The sequence below is a fragment of the Janthinobacterium sp. SUN211 genome (assembly GCF_030587315.1).
In the GTDB taxonomy this organism is placed as follows: domain Bacteria; phylum Pseudomonadota; class Gammaproteobacteria; order Burkholderiales; family Burkholderiaceae_D; genus Janthinobacterium; species Janthinobacterium kumbetense.
The window spans coordinates 84968-105226 of sequence record NZ_JAPWIC010000002.1 but is presented as its reverse complement, the minus strand read 5'-3'; the positions used below and the strand labels follow the sequence as shown (position 1 = coordinate 105226).

General features: G+C 55.2%; 18 protein-coding genes. 6 read left to right on the top strand and 12 right to left on the bottom strand.

Translation table 11 applies throughout. The features are described 5' to 3' along the window. Positions 1-70: 70 nt before the first annotated feature. From O3301_RS06210 to O3301_RS06180, 7 genes are all read right to left on the bottom strand, one after another. Positions 71-1156, bottom strand: coding sequence for a hypothetical protein (locus tag O3301_RS06210; protein WP_305055897.1), 1086 nt, complete (start codon positions 1154-1156; stop codon positions 71-73). Next, positions 1153-2136 carry a hypothetical protein gene (locus O3301_RS06205; RefSeq protein WP_305055896.1) on the bottom strand — a complete coding sequence of 328 codons (984 nt, stop codon included), beginning with the start codon at positions 2134-2136 and terminating at the stop codon, positions 1153-1155. Before O3301_RS06205 ends, O3301_RS06210 begins: the two co-directional genes overlap by 4 nt. Next, positions 2120-3352: a hypothetical protein gene (locus tag O3301_RS06200; RefSeq protein ID WP_305055895.1), complete on the bottom strand. Its 1233-nt coding sequence runs from the start codon at positions 3350-3352 to the stop codon at positions 2120-2122. The genes O3301_RS06205 and O3301_RS06200 overlap by 17 nt, the downstream gene beginning before the upstream one ends. Positions 3353-3563: 211 nt before the next feature. Then, positions 3564-4640: a DegT/DnrJ/EryC1/StrS aminotransferase family protein gene (locus tag O3301_RS06195; RefSeq protein WP_305055894.1), complete on the bottom strand. Its 1077-nt coding sequence runs from the start codon at positions 4638-4640 to the stop codon at positions 3564-3566. 13 nt (positions 4641-4653) lie between these two features. Then, entirely contained in the window at positions 4654-5235 is a 582-nt protein-coding gene (locus tag O3301_RS06190) for an acyltransferase (RefSeq protein WP_305055893.1), read from the bottom strand. A gap of 1 nt (position 5236) precedes the next feature. Next, positions 5237-6298 carry a Gfo/Idh/MocA family protein gene (locus O3301_RS06185; protein ID WP_289917098.1) on the bottom strand — a complete coding sequence of 354 codons (1062 nt, stop codon included), beginning with the start codon at positions 6296-6298 and terminating at the stop codon, positions 5237-5239. Positions 6299-6315: 17 nt separating this feature from the next. Further along, a complete protein-coding gene (locus tag O3301_RS06180) occupies positions 6316-7644 on the bottom strand; it encodes a nucleotide sugar dehydrogenase (RefSeq protein WP_305055892.1) in 1329 nt (442 codons plus the stop codon). A 600-nt stretch (positions 7645-8244) separates the two neighbouring features. Here O3301_RS06180 and O3301_RS06175 point away from each other — a divergent pair. Both O3301_RS06175 and O3301_RS06170 read left to right on the top strand, forming a co-directional pair. Continuing rightward, a complete protein-coding gene (locus O3301_RS06175) occupies positions 8245-10152 on the top strand; it encodes a nucleoside-diphosphate sugar epimerase/dehydratase (protein ID WP_305055891.1) in 1908 nt (635 codons plus the stop codon). Positions 10153-10257: 105 nt separating this feature from the next. Continuing rightward, entirely contained in the window at positions 10258-11499 is a 1242-nt protein-coding gene (locus tag O3301_RS06170) for a lipopolysaccharide biosynthesis protein (protein ID WP_305055890.1), read from the top strand. Positions 11500-11826: 327 nt separating this feature from the next. Here O3301_RS06170 and O3301_RS06165 read toward each other — a convergent pair whose 3' ends face one another. Further along, a complete protein-coding gene (locus O3301_RS06165; protein ID WP_305055889.1) occupies positions 11827-13377 on the bottom strand; it encodes a DEAD/DEAH box helicase in 1551 nt (516 codons plus the stop codon). 375 nt (positions 13378-13752) lie between these two features. Between O3301_RS06165 and O3301_RS06160 the strand changes: the two genes are divergently transcribed. Continuing rightward, a complete protein-coding gene (locus O3301_RS06160) occupies positions 13753-13971 on the top strand; it encodes an oxidoreductase-like domain-containing protein (protein ID WP_289917107.1) in 219 nt (72 codons plus the stop codon). 12 nt (positions 13972-13983) lie between these two features. On the opposite strand, the gene O3301_RS06155 is transcribed toward O3301_RS06160, so the two are convergent. Further along, entirely contained in the window at positions 13984-15669 is a 1686-nt protein-coding gene (locus O3301_RS06155; protein ID WP_305055888.1) for a methyl-accepting chemotaxis protein, read from the bottom strand. A gap of 550 nt (positions 15670-16219) precedes the next feature. Here O3301_RS06155 and O3301_RS06150 point away from each other — a divergent pair. Both O3301_RS06150 and O3301_RS06145 read left to right on the top strand, forming a co-directional pair. Beyond that, entirely contained in the window at positions 16220-16939 is a 720-nt protein-coding gene (locus tag O3301_RS06150) for a Crp/Fnr family transcriptional regulator (protein WP_035828139.1), read from the top strand. 175 nt (positions 16940-17114) lie between these two features. After that, a complete protein-coding gene (locus tag O3301_RS06145; RefSeq protein ID WP_305055887.1) occupies positions 17115-17777 on the top strand; it encodes a hypothetical protein in 663 nt (220 codons plus the stop codon). A 96-nt stretch (positions 17778-17873) separates the two neighbouring features. On the opposite strand, the gene O3301_RS06140 is transcribed toward O3301_RS06145, so the two are convergent. Continuing rightward, complete coding sequence (locus O3301_RS06140; RefSeq protein ID WP_305055886.1) at positions 17874-18266, bottom strand: GFA family protein; 393 nt, start codon at positions 18264-18266, stop codon at positions 17874-17876. A gap of 119 nt (positions 18267-18385) precedes the next feature. Here O3301_RS06140 and O3301_RS06135 point away from each other — a divergent pair, with 119 nt between their 5' ends. After that, entirely contained in the window at positions 18386-18880 is a 495-nt protein-coding gene (locus O3301_RS06135) for a DUF4265 domain-containing protein (RefSeq protein WP_305055885.1), read from the top strand. A 7-nt stretch (positions 18881-18887) separates the two neighbouring features. Here the strand turns inward: O3301_RS06135 and O3301_RS06130 are convergent, their stop codons facing one another. Then, the gene (locus O3301_RS06130; protein ID WP_305055884.1) at positions 18888-19403 is read right to left on the bottom strand and encodes a DUF2947 family protein; all 516 of its coding nucleotides are present in this window, start codon (positions 19401-19403) and stop codon (positions 18888-18890) included. Between the two features lie 5 nt (positions 19404-19408). Then, entirely contained in the window at positions 19409-20134 is a 726-nt protein-coding gene (locus tag O3301_RS06125; RefSeq protein ID WP_251351727.1) for a pyridoxine 5'-phosphate synthase, read from the bottom strand. Positions 20135-20259: the final 125 nt, after the last annotated feature.

Sequence of the window (20259 nt, the reverse complement as noted above, 5' to 3'; positions counted from 1 at the left end):
CGCAGCATGAGAAAATAATATATTTTATGCGCGATATATCGCCTATAGTAGTCATCAGTCAATCCGACATCTACGCGGCAAACCGTCTCAGCACCAGTAAAAAACAAACAATGGCGATCGTCAGACCGGCACCCAAGCCAAAACCAGAATAAAGGGCAGCCACTGCCAAGATCAAACCAGACAAGAGCAGAATGCGGTTAAGCAATGTGGTTCTTACCACTTGCGTGGTAATACCTGCCGCAAACAGGGAGAAAAAAAGCAAGGCCAAGGCAAACAATACGGAACTGTATTCCGTTGCATGTAATAAGAAACCAGCCAAGACAAAGCCCATACAAATCAAGATGCCAACATAAAAGAAACCGAATACTGATTGCGCATATTTTTTTCCATCAAAAGCGAGCGCTGCATAACGAAACCGCAATGCATACCCCATGATGCCAGCGATCGGATCATACAATATCAATACCGCCTTGCTCAGATCAGTGCCGATAACGAAACCAGTGGAGGATGCGAGTAAAGCCAGTGCTTTAACACGAAACACACCGTATAGCGCCAGGTAATCCAAACCACCAAGGCGCGCTAATAGTGCAACTACCCCTGGCATGGAAAACACAGGAAAATGCCGAACAGATCGGCGTGCAATCAAGAGCAAAAACAATATGATTTGTATCAACACGGGCCTAAGCAACGGCGATAACAATGTGGAATCCACCCAAAAGAAGGCAATACCGAAAATTGCCAATGCACTTATCACGGATCCGGATAACCCCGCCCATGACTCCAGAGTGGCCAATTGTTTGGCGTCTCGACGCTCCTCTGTAACCAATAACAAGATCAGGTAAGGAAAAATTAAGGCCGCACCACCCAAAATCAGCACAGTCGCCAGGTGAAAGTTAAACGTACAACTTACAACCACCACAACGGCAGCCAAAAGAACGCTGGTCGAGAATAACTCACCATCGCCTTCTGGTCTGTGCAATGCGCCAATACGCAACGTAAAAATGGCCATACCAAACAGAAAGTCGACAAAACCTAGCAAATATAGGTCGCGAACAAAACTACTGGCTGGAAGGTAACGCATTGCAACATAAGCGTAAAAAAACGAGCCAAATCCACGCTGAAAAAGCAGCCTTAATATAAGTAACACATCCCTCAAACGTTACTCCATTTTTCAGAGATGAAATCAACATCAAATACAGGAATGGCTGGGGCCGATATCGGTGTCCCTTCAGCCGACTCCAACGCTGCTACCACTGCATGCGGAGCATAAATTGCGTCGATGTACCCACGCCACTCCCCCATCAATGCTGGATTTTGATTACCTATGATCTTAATGCCGACATGAAGGTACTCCCAAATTTTTACTGGCGCGCAAATTTCGGTATTGCGTGAGGTATTCGAATAGCACAAAATGCCGTAACTGACCTCTTGATAAATTCGAAACACAATAGAATGATCAAAATTACCAAGATAGCTAGTTGATTTGAATTTTCTATCGGCGAAGTTTTCATATTCGCCCTTAAGGGTTCCAATTAGTACTAGGTGATACTTATCCTGCTGTTCAAATTCAGCAATAATCGGTGATAGTTCCCGCCCGGTCTGTATCGATCCCGAGTAAATGACAATAATCTTTCCGCGTTTCTGTAAATCGGTCAATGCGAACTGAACCGATTCAGGCAGATTCAATGCCGGTGTGGAAAAAACAGGAATGTTAGGTAAAATTCTGTATTTTCTCTGCAACCTTGCAAAAAGATATCGACGTATGCAAAACTCAGCACGTCCGACTGAAGGAAAAATTACAGAGCCGGAAAAAACAAACGCTGACCATGTGGCGAGACCAAAAAAAACATTACGAACAATATTACGAAAATTATTGTTCGGCAGCTGAAATTCGTATAGTTCGAATGCCCATATCCGCAAACGGGGAAATGGAACTTTAAAAATAAATCGCGCACACCAAAAAGCAATCGGATCATCGACCAATACAATATCGGAATCCCCAGGAATATCGACCAAATATATGATTCCAAATATTGTCGCACGCTTCGTCACAGCATTTTGAAGAGCACCTACCCGGTTCAAAAATGAACTCAGCATAATATGCTTATGCGGATCATTTCTAGTGATCATCTGCATATTTTTTCTCCGATATTGCCATCAAAAAATACCTACCCCAAAAATTAAAGAAAAGAAAAACAAAAAACGTAAAAATTAAATATAAAAAAGCATAGAATACGGCACCGCGGGCGACCAATCCTATGAAAATCATCACCCCGACGAACAAGATAGAGAAATATTCCTCATCACGATATGTATTGAAAATCCAATTCAACAACAAGACAATCAAACCTGGTATAAAAATTCCCGCGACAGAAAAGGAGGCAAAGGAATCACCATACAGGGAAGGATGTGCACTCCCACCTTCTACAAAAATTCCATTATTCTGTATCGTATAATAAGAATACATTGGATTATCCGGTGAAAACGACGTTCCTAAAATTGAGTCCATAGGCATCAGAAACAAACGCTGATATGAGGCTCCAAAACTTATCGAATGCACCTGAAAATATTCAAACACGGTGTGAAACTGATGATACATTTCTCTTTCCACACCAGCGGAAAGGACATCTTTAACCGTCGCAAGTAACTCATCCGGACCAACATTCTGCAAATCACCAAGCCACCGAAAAACCATGACTGACAGGTATAAAAGTGGGAATAGAATACCAGCCCACAAAATTCGTTTATTATTGAGTTTATATTCAAGCCGCGGCAGTAGCAATGTCAGAAACAAGGGCAACATGAATAGTTTAACGCGAATTGCCATAACGAACATAGCGATAAGAATTACGGGCAGCGCCAGTTTTACCTTAAACCCTTCGCGTATCAGTGCAGAACGTAAGGACGCGACAGCTATAATATAAAAAAACATTGCCATATTGCGCAATAGATTATTCCCATCCAGATCGTCCTTAATCTCCACCCAACTATTGAACAAAGCATTGACACCACCGATTCCCTGCACCAAATAAAATAGAGCGAGCAATGCGAATGCGACACTCCAGAAAAACGCAGAAGGCTGAGGTGGAGCAAGTTCACAAGAGAGTTGCCTGTGCCGGACTTTGCTCGTCAATAGTACAAAAAATACGCAGATAAAATTTGCGGCAGAGATAAAGATCAGGCCGTCATCAAATATTCCAAAGGCGATATAACCAGAAAATATCAACCAATTTACGAATAGAAGAGCGAGCAAATACAATTGGGTAAAGTAATTTCCAGCCTGCATGTATCCGTATGCAAGTATGGAAATATTCATGACTAAAAGAAAAATTACGAACGTAAGATCGATCACCAAATACTCCTCAACAACTATTCAAGCTTTTGATGGATCGGCTTGCTCAATTACACTAATCCAGGACCAACACATATCTAACCTGTCAACACATATGTTGGCAGGTCAGATAAAAGTAAATGAAAATGCTAATGGATGCATTCGGCGCTGAGCGAAAGATTCCCATCAAACATCACTGATGTATCTCGGCGCGGATCTGCAATAGACAGGACTAGCCGAGTGCGGCGACGATTACGACTTGTTCCTCCGCGCGCTGATCAGGCCCCATCGGCAGACTCATCACGCGCTGCGCAGCATGCTCGGCATGCGGATAGGCCCCCTTGTCACCGAAGCCGGCATAGGCCGGCTGCAAATGCATAGGCACTGGATAATGTACTGCGGTCGGAATTCCAGCTGCCTTCAAACGTTCCTGAACAGCGTCGCGCGACTCGACGAACACAGTAAACTGACCGTACACACTGGTACGGTCGGCACGCTGGCTGACCGTCTCGACTTTATTTTTCAGCAATTCATTGTAGCGCTGACCAATTTCCAGCCGCTGCGCCACTTCCCATTCAAAACGCTCGAACTTGGCAAGCACCACCGCACATTGCAGCGTGTCCATACGGCCGCCAACACCAATACGCGTGTGCACATAGCGTTTCGACTGACCATGCACCCGAATTTCACGCATGGCTTGGGCAAGCTCATCGTCACTAGTGAAAATAGCGCCGCCGTCGCCATAACAGCCCAAAGGCTTACTCGGGAAAAAGCTCGTGCAGCCTATCGTCGACAGGTTGCAGCTCTTGCGTCCCTTGTAGGTTGCGCCGAAGCTTTGCGCCGCGTCTTCGATGACCACCAGATCATGACGCGCCGCGATGGCATTGATCTCATCCATGTCAGCCGGTTGGCCATACAAGGAAACTGGCATGATGGCGCGCGTGCGTGGCGTGATTGCAGCTTCGATCAGAGCCGCGTTGATATTGCAAGTGTCAGGTTCGATATCGACAAATACAGGCTTGGCCCCCAACAGCACGATCACTTCAGCCGTGGCGATGAAAGAAAATGGTGTGGTGATGATTTCATCACCCGGTTTGACGCCAATGGCCATCAGCGCAATCAATAGCGCTTCGGTACCAGAAGCCACAGTGATACAGTGTTTCGCCCCTGTATATTCCTGCAACTTGCCTTCCAACTCCTTGACTTCCGGCCCCATAATATATTGGCCATGATCGAGAACTGCCTGGATGCGTGCGTTAACCTTGTCACGCAGGGCTACGTATTGCGCCTTGAGATCGATGAATTCCATATTGGCTTTTATGTTAGTTGTTGATTAAGGCGCAAATGCCATCTTGCAATGTATAACGCTCACCGGTGTGCTCGCAAACGGCTTCGCCGTCACCGGCGATAGGCAGCGCCAACCGTTCGCCGAAACGGCTCATCCAGCCGACCTGACGCGCCGGCACGCCCACCATCAGGGCGAAGTCCGGCACGTCACGATTGATTACGGCGCCGGCGCCGACAAAAGCGTAGGCACCCACTGTACTGCCACAAACAATGGTGCAATTGGCGCCCAGCGTGGCGCCGCGCTTGACCAGCGTCTTGCGGTATTCATCCTTGCGGGTTACCGCAGAGCGCGGGTTGTAGACATTCGTAAATACCATGCTGGGGCCACAAAACACATCGTCCTCGATGGTCACGGCATCGTACACGGAGACATTGTTCTGTATCTTGACGTTATTACCAATGACAACGTCATTGCCGACAAAAACGTTTTGCCCCAAAGAACAGCCTGCGCCGATGCGTGCGCCACCGCAAACATGAACGAAATGCCAGACGCGGGTAGCGTCCCCAAGCGTCGCACCAGTGTCCACGATTGCACTGGAATGTACTGTGGCCGCCATCTTAATACTCCAAGGGCAGTGCGACACGCTTGCCATCACGCGCTGAAAGGTAGGTAGCGATCAGCACTTCCATCGATTTCAAGCCTTCACGGCCGTCCGTCTCAGGTTCGGCTTCGCCACGCAAGACCTTGATGACATTGTCGTAATACAACGGATGGCCAAAACCATACACCGACGTGGTTTGATAACTGGCTTCCTTGACCTTCTCGTCATCCGGGTGCGGCTCGGAAAACTCCCAATGCTGCACTTCGTTGACGGCAACGCCGCCGATACGTACTGTGCCTTTTTCGCCCAGGATGGTGATGCTACCTTCCAGATTGCGGGGGTAGGTCAGCATGGTCACGTTCATCGAACCGAGCGCGCCATTACGCCAGCGCAAACTGATGACGCCGGTATCCTCGACCTCGATGTCACGCTCCAGCGTGGCGGTGTAGGCATGCAGACTCTCGACGGGGCCGATGACCCAGTCGATCAGGTCGACATAGTGGCTGGCCTGATTCATGAAGGCGCCACCGTCGTATTCCCAGGTACCACGCCATTTCGCGCTGTCATAATATTCCTGAGGGCGGGTCCAAAAAACGTTCAGGTTCACCATGTAAATACGGCCAAAACGTTTTTCCTCGACGGCCTTCTTAAGCAACTGCAAGGTCGCATTGCGGCGATTTTGTTTCACAACAAACAAGCGCACGTTGGCGGCATCACAGGCTTCGACCATGCGCTTGGCATCATCCCAGCGGGTTGCCATCGGCTTTTCGGTGATAACGCTGTAGCCAGCCTCGGCAATCTGGATCGCCTGCTCCGGATGCATGCCAGACGGTGTCGTCAGAATAAACGCGTCAGCCTGGCAATGCGCGAGCATCTCGGTCAGACTGGTATAAGGCGTGGCGCCCGTACTAGCGGCAGCTTCGGCCAGCGCTTGCGGACTAATGTCACACACGCCGACGAGTTCGCAACGGTCAGCATGCTGCTGGATCGCACCGAAATGATTCTTGGCAATGCGTCCGCAGCCGACCAGGGCAAAGCGGATCTTGCGGTCAGTGACCGGAGGTGGAAAATGGCGCATTCAATAATCTTTCGGAATTAGGCTTTGACAACATTGGATGCCGGCGTCAGGTAGACACCACGCGTATCGACGATCAATTTCGCGTGCTCCTGAATCAAGGCATAATCAAAGGCACGGTGATCGGTGGCCAGCAGCACCACATCATAGGACGCGATTGTGGCGGCGGTCAGTGCAACACTGGACAAGTCAAAATGGTGTTCGCGCATCTTCGGGAAGACCGGCACGTGCGGATCCGAGTAAGCGATATCGGCGCCCTTGTCGCGCAGGATCTCCATCAATTCCACCGATGGCGACTCGCGCATATCGTCCACGTTCTTCTTGTAAGCAATACCCAGGACCAGCACCTTGCTGCCCTTGATCGAACGCGAGCGATCATTGAGGGCATCGGCCAGCTTGCTGATGACCCAATGCGGCATGTCGCTGTTAATCTCGCCCGCCAGTTCAATGAATCGGGTATGCAGACCATATTGACGTGCTTTCCACGTCAGGTAGAACGGGTCGATCGGGATGCAGTGACCACCCAGGCCGGGGCCGGGATAATAGGCCGTAAAGCCGAAGGGTTTGGTGGCTGCGGCACGAATGACTTCATGAATGTCGATATCCATCTTGTCGGCTATGATTTTCATTTCATTGACCAAACCGATATTGACGGCACGGTGTATGTTTTCCAGCAACTTGGTCAACTCGGCCGCGCGCGTCGAGCTGACCGGCACAACAGTATCGATGGCGGGGCTGTAAAGCGCAATGCCAGCCTGCTGGCAGGCCTCTGTGGTGCCGCCGCAAATCTTCGGAATGGTACGGGTTTCGAAATGTTGGTTACCCGGATCTTCGCGCTCGGGCGAGAACACCAGAAATACATCTTCGCCGACCGTGAAACCGCCAGCCTCGATACGCGGCTTGAGCTCCTCATCGGTGGTTCCAGGGTAGGTGGTGCTTTCCAGTGAAACGATCTGACCTGCACGCATATGCGGCACCAGCGCTTCTGTTGTATTCAGGACATAGCTCAGGTCTGGCTCACGGTAATCGTTCAGCGGAGTGGGCACGCAGATAATCAACGCATCAGCCTCGGTGGCGCGCGAAAAATCAGTGGTAGCCTCGAAACCCTTGGCACGCGCCTCACTGATGGATTCGGCGGAGATATGCTCGATGTAACTGATCCCTTGATTCAGCTTATCGACCTTGACCATATCAATATCGATACCCAGCACTTTGAAACCGACATCGGCATAACGCAGCATCAAAGGCAGACCAACATAGCCCAAACCCACAATGCCGATAACCGCATTGCCATTTTCGAATTTCGAAATAAGTTGATTTAGAAACTTCTTGTTTTTGCTATCGTTCATTTTTAGGTTTAAATTCTTAGATAATTACAACAATTACACCACCCGAAAAAACGAAACGGACACGTGCCGCACGTTAGGACATCAAGAAAGAAAGATGATATAAAGAAAGAGGAGAGCCAGATTGTAAAAGGGTGGTCCAGTATAACGACTCCGAGCCTATCTGGATAGACCTCGAGGCGGAAAAGGGCGGCAACACAGGGGCGCGCCATGGACTAATGTGACGCTTTTACTACTGTAGACAGGAAAATTCAGGTCCCATTTGGTCACATAAAGTTACACTTTTTTATGGTAACACAAGCATTTCTGCATCCGCGCACGCCTGATGATCATTGCAGAACCGCCCCCGGCACGCTATCATCACAGCTCGAAAATATCTGCCGCGCGCAGCTCCCCCTACAGATGTATCAGGCCTATAGATTCACGGCACCACCAAGATCGAGGCCACAGAGCAGTTGCACCATCGCCATGCGCGCACGGACTCGATACCCCAATCCGCCAGTCGGCAAATGAGTCTCCATTCATTATATATATGAAAGCACATGAAATTGTTCGGGTCGATTACCTGCAAATTGACTACCCGGCGACTCATCAGTGAGTAAAATGAAAATATTTCTTGATTTATCCAGATTCCAAAAACAAATTATCGCCATAACGGCAGATTTTTTCTTATTACCTTTAACTTTTTGTTTGGCAATTATCCTCAGGTATGACGTCATCAATACTGACGTTTACCGCAGTTACTTATGGCTCATAATTGCAGCCCCCCTGGTTTCAATCCCTATTTTCATCCGTCTCGGCTTGTATCGGGCCGTGATACGTTTCATTGACCAAAAGATCGTCTACGTCGTCATTCTTGGCGTCACCTTGTCGGTTGCCAGCCTGGTGGCGCTGGCCGCGTTCGTCACTCACATGGCGGGACTTTCGCGCGGCGTCTTCGGTATTTACTGGATTAGCGCAATTACTTACGTCGTGGCCAGTCGCTTTCTGACCCGCGGCTTTCTATTGCACGTAAAAGGCCCTAAACAGGCCGTACGCGTAGCCATTTATGGCGCCGGCAAGGCAGGATCCCAACTGGCAAGTGTTCTGCGTGGCGGCCGTGAGTACCTTCCGGTTGCCATTATCGACGACAAAACCGAACTGCAAGGCGCCTCGATTGCCGGCATCCGTGTTTACCCGCCCTCGAGCCTGCCCAAATTGATCGGAAAACTGAACATCAGCGAAGTCCTGCTGGCCATGCCATCGATACCGAAGAGCCAGCAGAAACACATCCTCGACAAAATCGAACCCCTCAAGGTCAAGATCAAGGTGACACCACCTGTTGCCAGCCTCGTCAACGGTGAGCTTCGCCTGCAGGACGTACGCGACATTGAGATAGAGGACTTGCTGGGACGTGATCAGGTGGCTCCGGACACAGATCTGGTCGCCACTTGCATCACCGGAAAATCAGTATTGGTGACTGGTGCGGGCGGATCGATCGGTTCCGAACTGTGCCGTCAGATCATCCGCCTGCGCCCCTCCAGACTCATACTTCTGGAAATGTCCGAGTTTGCACTGTACTCAATCAAGCAGGAATTGAAGGGTCTCAAGCACGCGCAAGGGCTGGAACTCGAGTTGGTGCCCTTTCTTGGCTCCGTACTGGATACGGAAAAGTGCGCGATGATCTTGCGCACTTTCCAGGTCGAAACCGTATATCACGCGGCAGCCTATAAACATGTGCCATTGGTCGAGCACAATCCGATTGAAGGCGTGCGCAACAATGTCTTTGGCACCTTAAGTATTGCACGCGCGGCGATGGACGCTGGCGTCAAGTGCTTCGTCCTGATTTCAACAGACAAGGCCGTACGTCCGACGAATGTGATGGGTTCGACAAAACGCCTGGCGGAACTGATTTTGCAGGCATTTGCACAGGAACGCGGCAAGACGCGTTTTTGCATGGTGCGCTTTGGCAACGTACTAGGATCATCCGGCTCGGTTGTGCCACTCTTCCGCAAACAGATCATGGCAGGTGGCCCCATTACCCTGACGCATCCCGAGATCACACGCTATTTCATGACCATTCCTGAAGCGGCGCAATTAGTGCTGCAAGCTGGCGCCATGGGAGAAGGCGGTGACGTCTTCGTGCTTGACATGGGTGAACCCGTCAAGATCGTGGATCTGGCCGAACGCATGGTGCATCTGAGCGGGCTGGAAGTAAAGAGCAAGTCGGCCCCGGACGGCATCGAAATCGTCCATGTCGGCCTGCGGCCCGGTGAGAAGCTGTACGAAGAACTACTCATCGGCGACAATGTCGAAGGCACCGAGCACCCGCTGATCATGCGCGCGCAGGAATCTGAAATTCCGCACGCCGAATTACAGCTACTGCTGCGCGAACTCGACGATGCCTGCGCGCGTTTCGCCTATGAAGATGTGCGCATGGTACTACTGAAGGCGGTGAAGGAATATGCACCACAATGCGGCATTGAAGATTTAATCTGGTCCGAAAAAAACAAGACGCAGGCGCCATACTGATGGCGGAGCAAGCCCGATAGAAGCAGCAAGCCACCACTGCCTGGTGAGTGGCCGCACTGGCTCCTTTTTGCATTCTATTCATCCACACACAATTTGAGAAACCATATGGAAACGCAGGAAAAAATCACTCAACGTACTACCAAGCAGGATGGCGCGGTGACTTCCCGAAGCGACCCTCTGAGCACGCTGTGGCATGCGCGTCGCATGATTGTCGGCTTGACCGTGGCCAGCATCGCACTGGGCGTGAGCAGCACACTGTATTTGGCCAAGTACAAGAGTGAAGGCTTTTTGCAATTTGGCGGCCCTATTCCCTTGCAAGCAGAAAAAACAGCGAAGACAAAAGACGCTAAGGAAGCCGCCTTCGGCATTCAGCTCAGCGACTACAAGCGCTATTCGGCAGCATTTGGCAGTCGCGGTCGCTTCGATGACTTTGTGCAGGCCGCCAAGCTCGACAATACTCCCGGCATCACTGGTCTGCGCAAGAATATCACCAGCGAAAAAAACTTGAATACCATCATCGAGCCAATTTTCCCCTTCACCAAACTTGATGCCAAGGACTTGATGGAGCAGCCGAAGGAAAGCAGCAATAATGTGATCGGTTTGCGCATCAGCTATGACGCCAGCACCCCGGAAGAGGCACAACGTATCGTCGCCCTGCTGGGCCGTTACACCATGGACACGATTGTTTATCTGATCTACACAGATTCGCTGCGCTTCAAGCATCTGGAGATTACCGCAAAAATCACCAAACTTGACAATGACATCATTGCCAGCAAGCAGAAACTGGCGGAGTACGGCAGGCGTATCAAGGACCTCAAGCAGATCGTCGCCCGCTACCCCAAGGCCGACGTGCAAAACACATCGCAAGTCGTCACAGTGACGGATGAAAATTCGCGCTACCTGTCGCCCGTGACGCAACTGATGACTGCGGAGGTCGAAGCCAGCACCGCGGAAGAAGTCATTTACCAGGCTAAGCGGGAACAGCAACAATATCTGCTGTTACGTGATTACTACGATATCGCCAAAGCGGCACTCGACGCCAACAAGTCAGGCGAGGCGGTGCTGCGCGCACTGGAAGCGAGCAAGGAACAGGCATTCAAAACCAAGGACTTGAATGACGAACTGATCAAAGAGGTGTACAACAAAATCACAGTCGACAATCAAAACTCTATCAATCTGTATCTGGAAAAGAGCCGCTTCATCGCCGGCCCGAGTTTGCCCGAAAATCGCACCACCCGCCTGTCCACAGCCTTGATGGCCAGCGCATTGCTTGGACTCTTCCTCGGCTGCCTGCTTGCACTGGGGCGGCAATGGTGGTTAGCGAACCGCGAGCAGTTAGCTGACTAAGAATGTGATACCGGCAGCATGGTATTCATCTGTCGCAAGATTACCCAGTCCGGCCTGCCGGACTGGCAAACAGGCCCCCTCTAGCGCTGCTTGATTAAAAGCCGGTGCTGCCCCCATTTTTCCCGCCGCTCAGCACCATTCGGTGCATGCCAAAATGCAAAACGCGCCATCGCATTGGCATGAAAATGCCTGATGCGATGGCGCGCGAGTCGATACCGCTGCTAGGAAAATCATGACGTCGCCACGTCTTCAACATATCGTGGCGTCGGAACGTTTTTTGGCAACTGCATGGCACGCCATGCAAACGCTGCTTGCTGGCAGTTCTTATTATTGTTTCAACAAGCCACCCAGCAACGCGGCCACCTTCTGCTTCGGCTTGGTCGCGGCAGGCGCCATGCTGGCGGCAGCCGGGGCTGCTGCCTTGGCGGGCTCATATGGCTTCAGGAACCAGGGATCGGCCTTTTCGCGGCGGGCGCCGGGACCAAAGGCGGGACGCGCACCGCGCTCGACGGAGCGGCTGTCGCGACTCTCGCCCGCATGGCGGCTCTCGGGTGTGCGCGCAGGACGCGCCTCGCCGCCTTCGCTGCGGCGCGGCGGACGGCGCTCGCTGTCGCTGCTGCGGGCAGGAGCCGGATTGAAGCCCGTCAATTCACCGCGCTTGATGCTTTGCTTGATGAGTTTCTCGATATCGGCCAGCAAGCGCTCGTCTTTATCCGAGTAGATCGAAATGGCGTCGCCCGAGGCGCCGGCGCGGCCCGTGCGGCCGATACGGTGCACATAGTCTTCCGCGTTGTACGGCAAGTCGAAGTTGATGACGCAAGGCAAGTCGGAAATATCCAGGCCGCGCGCCGCCACGTCGGTGGCCACCAGCACGTCGATCTCGCCCTTCTTGAACGCTTCCAGCGCCGCCATGCGTTCCTGCTGGCTCTTGTCGCCATGAATCGCCGTGGCGCTCATGCCTTCCTGTTCCAGCACGCGGGCCAGGCGCGAGGCGCCGATCTTGGTATTCGAGAATACGATGACCTGCTTCAGGTCGCGCTGGCGCAGCAGATGGGCGACCAGGGCATGCTTCTGGTCTTCCGTCACCTTGTACACCACTTGCGTGACCTTGTCGGCCGTCTGGTTGCTGCGCGCCACTTCGATCGTCAGCGGATCGTTGAGGAACGTGGCAGCCAGCTTCTTGATTTCTGGCGAGAACGTGGCCGAGAACATCAGGTTCTGGCGCTGTTTCGGCAGCAAGTTGATGATGCGTTGCAAGTCCGGCAAGAAGCCCATGTCCAGCATGCGGTCGGCTTCATCCATGACCAGCATCTGCACCTGACTCAGGCTGATGTTCTTTTGCTCGATATGGTCGAGCAAGCGGCCCGGCGTGGCGATGACGATTTCCACGCCACCGCGCAGGATGACGGTTTGCGGCTTCATGTCCATGCCGCCGAAGACGACGGTCGAACGCAGCGGCGTATGCTTGGCGTAGGCCTTGACGTTTTCGGCCACCTGCACCGCCAGTTCACGCGTTGGCGTGAGGATCAGCGCGCGCACCGGGTGGCGCGCCGGCGACATGCTGCTGCTGGCATGCGCCATCAGCAACTGGATGATCGGCAAAGAGAAACCCGCTGTCTTGCCGGTACCCGTCTGCGCGGCACCCATCACATCGCGGCCTTGCAGCACCACGGGGATCGCTTGTTCCTGGATCGGTGTCGGATGGGTGTAACCCTGGTCGGTCAGTGCGCGCTGGATTTCAGGCGCGAGGCCAAAGTCGGCAAAAGTCAGGCTGGGAGCAGCGGATGCGGCAGGTGCTGGTGCAGGCATAGCGGCGGCGGGCGCCGCTTCAGGGGCAATCGCCGGGCTGGGCGTAGGAGTCGATTCGGTTTCAGACATAAATTTTCTGGTGTGCCTCCGCACTGCGGAAGCCATGCTTTCTCAATAAACAACATTTCGGGGCACAGGCAGCTCCGTCTTGCAAGCCATGGATCATTGTTCTTGCGGCACCTCCGTGCTCCGGGACATGCTGTAGGGCGTATGCGGGAGCGTCGAAGAGATGTGCTGCGATGGCGGCGGAGATCGCGCCGGCGGAACATCGCGCGCAGAAGATACAATATCAGTGCTGTAAACGATACCCTAATTCACCGCAACTGTACACGGAAACCGTGATTTTTGAGCAAAAAGCGTTCCAGCAAAGGCCCGCCGGGATGCCGTATGATGGCAACTTCAATGCCAGCTCCGATGCCTCTTCCGCCGCCCCCTGCCCTCACCATGCCCACCCCGCCTCTGCCCCACGATCCGCCACCGCAAGCGCCCAGCAAACCGGGCAATGACGAGTGCTGCCACAGCGGCTGCACCTTTTGCATTCTGGAAATGTACCAGGAAGACCTGGCCGCCTACGAAGAGGCCCTGAGGGCGTGGCAACAGCGCCAGCAAGCCGTAGCAGCCCCCGCCACCCAGGGCGTCAGGAAAGCGCGCAAGCGCGCTTAATTTCTTACTTAATTAAAAGCTTTCCCACTCATCCACTGGCGCAGTACGTCGCGCCGTGCTGGCCAATTGACGCGGCGCCGCTGCCGGCGCCACGGCTGCCGGTGCCTTGACGGCGGCGGGCGCGCGCGGCCCGGTTGCAAAGGTGCTGGCCGCGTCGAGCTTGAAGATGCTGACCACGGCGCTCAGGCTGGCGGCCTGCTCCTGCATCGATTCGGCCGCTGCCGCCGCCTCTTCCACCAGGGCCGCATTTTGCTGCGTCACCTGATCCATCTGGGCAATGGCCTGGTTCACCTGCTCGATACCGGCGCTCTGTTCGCTGCTGGCGGCCGTGATCTCGCTCATGATGTCCGTCACGCGGGTGATGCTGGCAACGATGTCATCCATCGTGCGGCCCGCCTGGTCCACCAGTTTCGATCCCGCCTCGACTTTCTCGACCGAATCGCCGATGAGGACCTTGATATCCTTGGCCGCGGCGGCCGAGCGTTGCGCGAGGTTGCGCACTTCCGTGGCGACGACGGCAAAGCCGCGCCCCTGTTCGCCCGCGCGCGCCGCCTCGACGGCCGCATTCAGGGCCAGGATATTGGTTTGGAAAGCAATACCGTCGATGACGGCGATGATGTCGACGATCTTGCGCGATGAAGCATTGATCGACGCCATCGTGCCCACCACTTCGCCGACCACCTTGCCGCCCTCGATGGCGATGCTCGACGAGGTCAGCGCCATGGTGTTGGCCTGGCGCGCATTGTCCGCATTCTGCTTCACGGTCGACGTCAGCTCTTCCATCGACGAGGCTGTTTCTTCCAGCGAACTGGCCTGCTCTTCCGTACGCGACGACAAATCCTGGTTGCCGGCGGCAATCTGGCTCGACGCCGTGGCGATGGTATCGGTGCCGCTGCGTACCTGGCCCACCAGCGTCTGCAGGCTGGCATTCATGTCTTTCAGGGCCTGCATCAATTGCCCCGTTTCGTCTTGCGATTGCACAACGATATGCGCCGTCAAATCGCCGGCCGCCACTTGGCGCGCCACACCGACGGCCGCGATCAGCGGACGCGCCACGCTGCGCGCCACCCACAGCGCCAGCAGCATGCCGATGACGACGATGCCCACCAGCAAGCCAATCAGGCTGGCGCGCGAGGCCGCATAGGTTGCGTCGGCGCTGGCGCTCGAGCGCACGCCGCCATCCGTATTGATCGACACCAGTTTATCGAGGACCGTCATCATGTCCGTCATGACTTGGGCAGACGGCCCCACGGCCAGCGCGCGCGCCTCTTCCTTTTTCATCTCGCGCGACAGGCTCAGCATGGTTGCGTGCAGGCGCATGAATTCATCGTTGAGCGCCAGAAAGCGCTCGAACACTTCCTTCTCGCCCGATTCCGAAATCAGGCTGCGGTACTTGTCGCCGTCCACCTTCAGCTTGGCCTGCGTTTCCGTCATGCGCGTTTCATTCTGCGCCATGTCGGCATCCTGTGCGGCCAGCATGTGCGCCAGTTCCCAGCGGCGGAAATCGCTGACGTCGCTGCGCATGGACATGGCCGCCAGCACGCTGGGCATCCAATTATCAGACAGATCCGTCGACGCGGTATTGATGCGCGCCATGGAAAAGATCGCCGATACGCCCAGCGCGGCCGTCAACAGCAGCACGGCACCAAACGACAAGATCAGCTTGGTGGCAATTTTCAAATCAAAAAACCATTTCATGCGTTGCTTTCCTTCATAAACGGGTAAACGGGACAAGACCGCGGGACAAGACAGCCGCGCGCTGGCAAAGGCACGGCGCGCGCAGTGAGGGCAGGCTGCGGGAAAGGGAGCAGTGGTGGAGAGCAAGTGCAGCAACTCATACCGGCACAAACCAAATTTCCGCAGTGCAACATTTTATCACCGTCGCACCAGACGCAGAGTGGTTTGATCGCGGCATACGGCCAAAGTTCGCGGATAGCGTGGCGTATTTTTGCCCAAGTGCGGCTGTTTCCACAGGGAAAAAAGCAGGAACAGGCGTAGGAGTCGGATGACACGAGGCAATGTTCCTAGCCTACATAAGCGCGTCGGCTCATCCGATGCCCGTCCACAGCCCCCGGTTCTATAGTGGATACAAGATTCAGCACAACGCTAGCAAGCCAGAAAAGCAGCGCCATCCAACAAAATCAGAAGACGAGGCCCTACCATGTACAAAGCTTATAGCAACCTGACACCAGCAACGAATACCCACGCCGCCGTCCAGCACAACTGGCAAGCCGCTCCCGCCACGCCCATGATCAGCATCACGGGCGCGCAACAGAACGAATTGCTGCGCGCCTTGTCGCGCGCCGATCTGGAGCGCCTGTTTTGCCAACTGGAATTGGTCGCCCTGCCTGCCGGCAAGCACCTGTTCGACTGTGGCGGCAAGATTGAATACACGTACTTCCCCACCAACGCCATCGTTTCCCTGCTGTATGTGATGGAAGACGGCGCCACCACCGAGATCGCCGTCATCGGCCGCGAAGGCGTGGCCGGCGTGGTGCTGTACGAAGCCGAGCGCGCCACCTGCACGGCCATCGTGCAAACGGCCGGCTACGGTTACCGCCTGAAAACAGCCTTCCTGCGGGAAGTGTTCAATGAAGGCGGCGCGCTGGCGCAATTGCTGATGCGCTATACCAGCGCCATGTTTGCGCAAATGGCACAGAACGTGGTGGGCGGCCGTCATTGCAGCATCGAGCAAAAGCTGTGCCGCTGGCTGCTCGACCGCCTCGACCGTTCGCTGTCGAACGAGCTGAAGGTGACGCAAGACACCATGGCCAACATGCTGGGCGTGCGCCGCGAAAGCGTCACCGTCACGGCCCGCAAGCTGCAGGACGAAGGCTTGATCCAGTACCGCCGCGGTACGGTCGAAGTGCTCGACCGCGAGGGCCTGGAAGCGGCCGCAGGCAATTGCTACAAGGCAGCCCGCGCCGGTTTCGAACAATTCCGCAGCGGCATCAGCGCACACAACTAGGCTGAGGAAGTAAACAAATGCAGGGGGTTGCGGCAGGAAAGCAACACCTCGCACCGCCAGACTTGCCTTACAGCATTCCAGACTCTATCATCCTTGAAAAATTACCAATTAGAAACTTTAGTTTCAAATTGGAACATTTATCGCTTGGTTTGACTAACAACTGGAGTCCGTAAGCATGAAACAGCAACACTTGATCGCCGCCCTGCTAGCCGGCATGTTCTGCGCAAGCCAAGCCCAGGCAGAAATGGCCATCGCGTCCGACCTGGGCACGACTGGCGTCGGCGCGCACCTGAGCGTGCCACTGCAATCGAATCTGAATGCCCGTTTTGGCGTCGGCTTCCTGAACTACTCCTACGACTCCAGCACCGATGATGTCGACTACAAGCTGAAACTCAAGCTGCGCACCGTCGACGCCCTGCTCGACTACTTCCCCATGGACGGCGTCTTCCGCGTCAGCGCCGGCGTCGTGTACAACGGCAATAAAATCGATGCCAAAGGCAAGCCGAACAAAAACGGCAGCTACACACTGAACGGCAACACCTATACGGCAGCCAGCGCAGGCCAGCTGGACGGCACCATCGATTTCCGCAAGGTCGCGCCCTACATCGGCATCGGCTGGGGCAATCCGGTAAAGGAAGCGGGCTGGGGCATTTCCAGCGACATCGGTGTCTTGTTCCAGGGTTCGCCGAAAACCTCGCTGCGCAATACCGGCTGCGACCCATTGGTATGCGCCGCCCTGAAAACGGACGTTGCTGCTGAAAACGAAAAACTGGCCGACAAGGTCAAGGATTTCAAGGCTTACCCAGTGCTACGCATCAGCGCCAGCTACCGCTTCTAAGCACGCCGCCAGACACGAAGCCGTCAGGCAAAATACAAGGCACGCTACGGCGTGCCTTTTTCATGTCCTGGGCACCGGACAAGTACCGCAGGCCAGCTAATCAGCCGCAACAGTGGCAGCCGGCCACCAGCCCGGCCTGACATCGTCAAACGCGTGATAGTCGGGCGCAAAGGCCGCCCGGGCAGGATCATCAAAACTGCCCACCAGTAAGGCCACCGTCGGCGCATCGTCGATGGCGCCGATGGAACTGCCGCAGGCGGCGCAAAAGGCCCGGCTGGAATACTCGGAAGAACGGTATGTTGCCGGTGCACCGGCCGCCCCCGTCCAGTGCACTTGATCGCGCGCAAACTCCACCCATGCCACCGTCGGCGCGCCCGTATGCTGCTGGCAATTGCGGCAGGAACAGCTGTGCGGATTGCTGCCCTCGCCTGTCGCTTCAAAGCGTACCGCGCCACATAAACAGCCGCCTGTTTGCACCACATTCTCCATCGCGTCTCCTCGTTTGCACCGTTGCGTGCCCTGCCAGCAGATACGTACCCGGTACAATATTGCCATAATCCCCCCTGGCGCAGCCCAAAGTACGCGGCGCCGGCACTATGAAAGAATAAATGGAAGACATCAATTGCGAAGGCTTGCCGCACATCCGCGTACTGGCAGGCGAAAACACCAGCGGTCCCGTGTATGAAACCCTGCCGGCGCGCCAGATCGACGAGCACGTCTACGAACTGCTGGCCTCGCCCGGCCTGACCCTGAACCTGGCACGCGGCGACATCGTCAACATCGCCGACCCGCTCGCCCCCGCCGAAGTACTGAAGCGCGGCGGCAACTTCTGCATCCATATCTACGACGCCGACGACGTGTCGCAAGAGGCAGTGGACCAGCTCGAACGCGACGTGCAAAGCCAGCTGGGCGGCACCCTGGATGGCCAGTACAAGGGCAACCTCACCTTCAGCGTGCCAGGACACCACGGCATCTACAACGTCAACGGTCCCTTTGACGCCTTCCGCGAAGCGACGGGCGTGGAATGGTACTTCGCCAATATCTACGTCAACCTCGATGACGACGATGATGAAACCTTGCTCAACTGGTGGGTGGATAGCTAATCGCCACTCAAGAATCGGACTGCGGCCCGTCCTCGCCACCCGCCAGCGCCCCATGTGGCCGGCACCAGACGAACTTGCCTGTCACTGGCTGGTACAGCAAGGGGCCTTCATCAGAAATGGCCAGCAAGCAAGGCCAGCATGCGGCAAGCGCGGCGGGTGTCAGCGCATAGGCGCGCGCCCGGCTGGCCATGAACAGGACGGGGGCCGCCCCGGCAGCGTGAAAGTGGGAAGCGAGAAACGCGGCCACGCGTCCCGATTGCGCCGGGTGCTCGCTGGAAACAGAGTCAAACTCGGCCAGCCAGTCCGGCCCCGATACCGTTGGCTGCAGGCGGTGTCCATCGCGCAACTGCATCGGGTGCGTTTCATCGGGCTGGGCCGACACATGGCGCGTCCATAACTGCGCCGCGGCGTGGGGCGTCAGCGCTTGCACTTGCGCCCGCATCTGTGCCGATACGGAAAAATCGGCATCGAAGAACGGCCAGTCCGCTTCAGGCTGCAGCGGCCGGCCAGCATCGTCCTCCAAGACTCCTAGGATTGACATATCTCAAGGTAGCGGCCCAGCACCTTGTCCATGCCCTGCTCGATGCACTCGACCACCAGCGCGTGGCCGATCGACACTTCCAGGATGCCGGGAATGTCCAGGAAGCGCGCCAGGTTGTGCAAATCCAGGTCATGCCCGGCATTCACGCCCAGACCCAGCGCCTGCGCCCGCCGCGCCGCCTGCAGATAGGTATCGAATACGGCATCGCCATGCTCGCTGCCATGGCTTTCGGCAAACCGCTCCGTGTACAGCTCGACCCGCGCCGCGCCCACTTCGCGCGCCCATTCCAGCGCCGGGTAGTCGGCATCGACAAACAGGCTGACGCGGATGCCCAGGTCATTCAATTCCGCAATGACGGGACGCAGCAGCGCTGCGTGCTGTTCGATGTCCCAGCCGTGATCGGACGTCAATTGCCCCGGCATGTCCGGCACCAGGGTGCATTGCGCCGGGCGCGCGCTTTTCACTATTTCCAGAAATTCCGCCGTCGGATACCCCTCCACATTCAGCTCGCGCCCCCGCTCCGCGCACAGGCGCTGCAACGGGGCAACATCGTCGTAGCGCGCATGGCGCTGGTCAGGGCGCGGATGCAAGGTGATGCCGGCGGCGCCCAGGTCGAGAAAGCGCGCGGAAAATGCGAGCAGATCCGGGAAGTTGCGGCCGCGCGAATTGCGCAGCAAGGCGATTTTATTGACGTTAACGGAGAGCTGGGTCATGTGCGGAAATGGAATGAAGGTAACAGGTGTGGCAGCGATTGTAGCGGATCGCCCGCGCAGGGCACGACCAACCGAACTCAGCGCTACGTGCTACGATGCAAAACAAGTTCCACGCTTTCAACAAC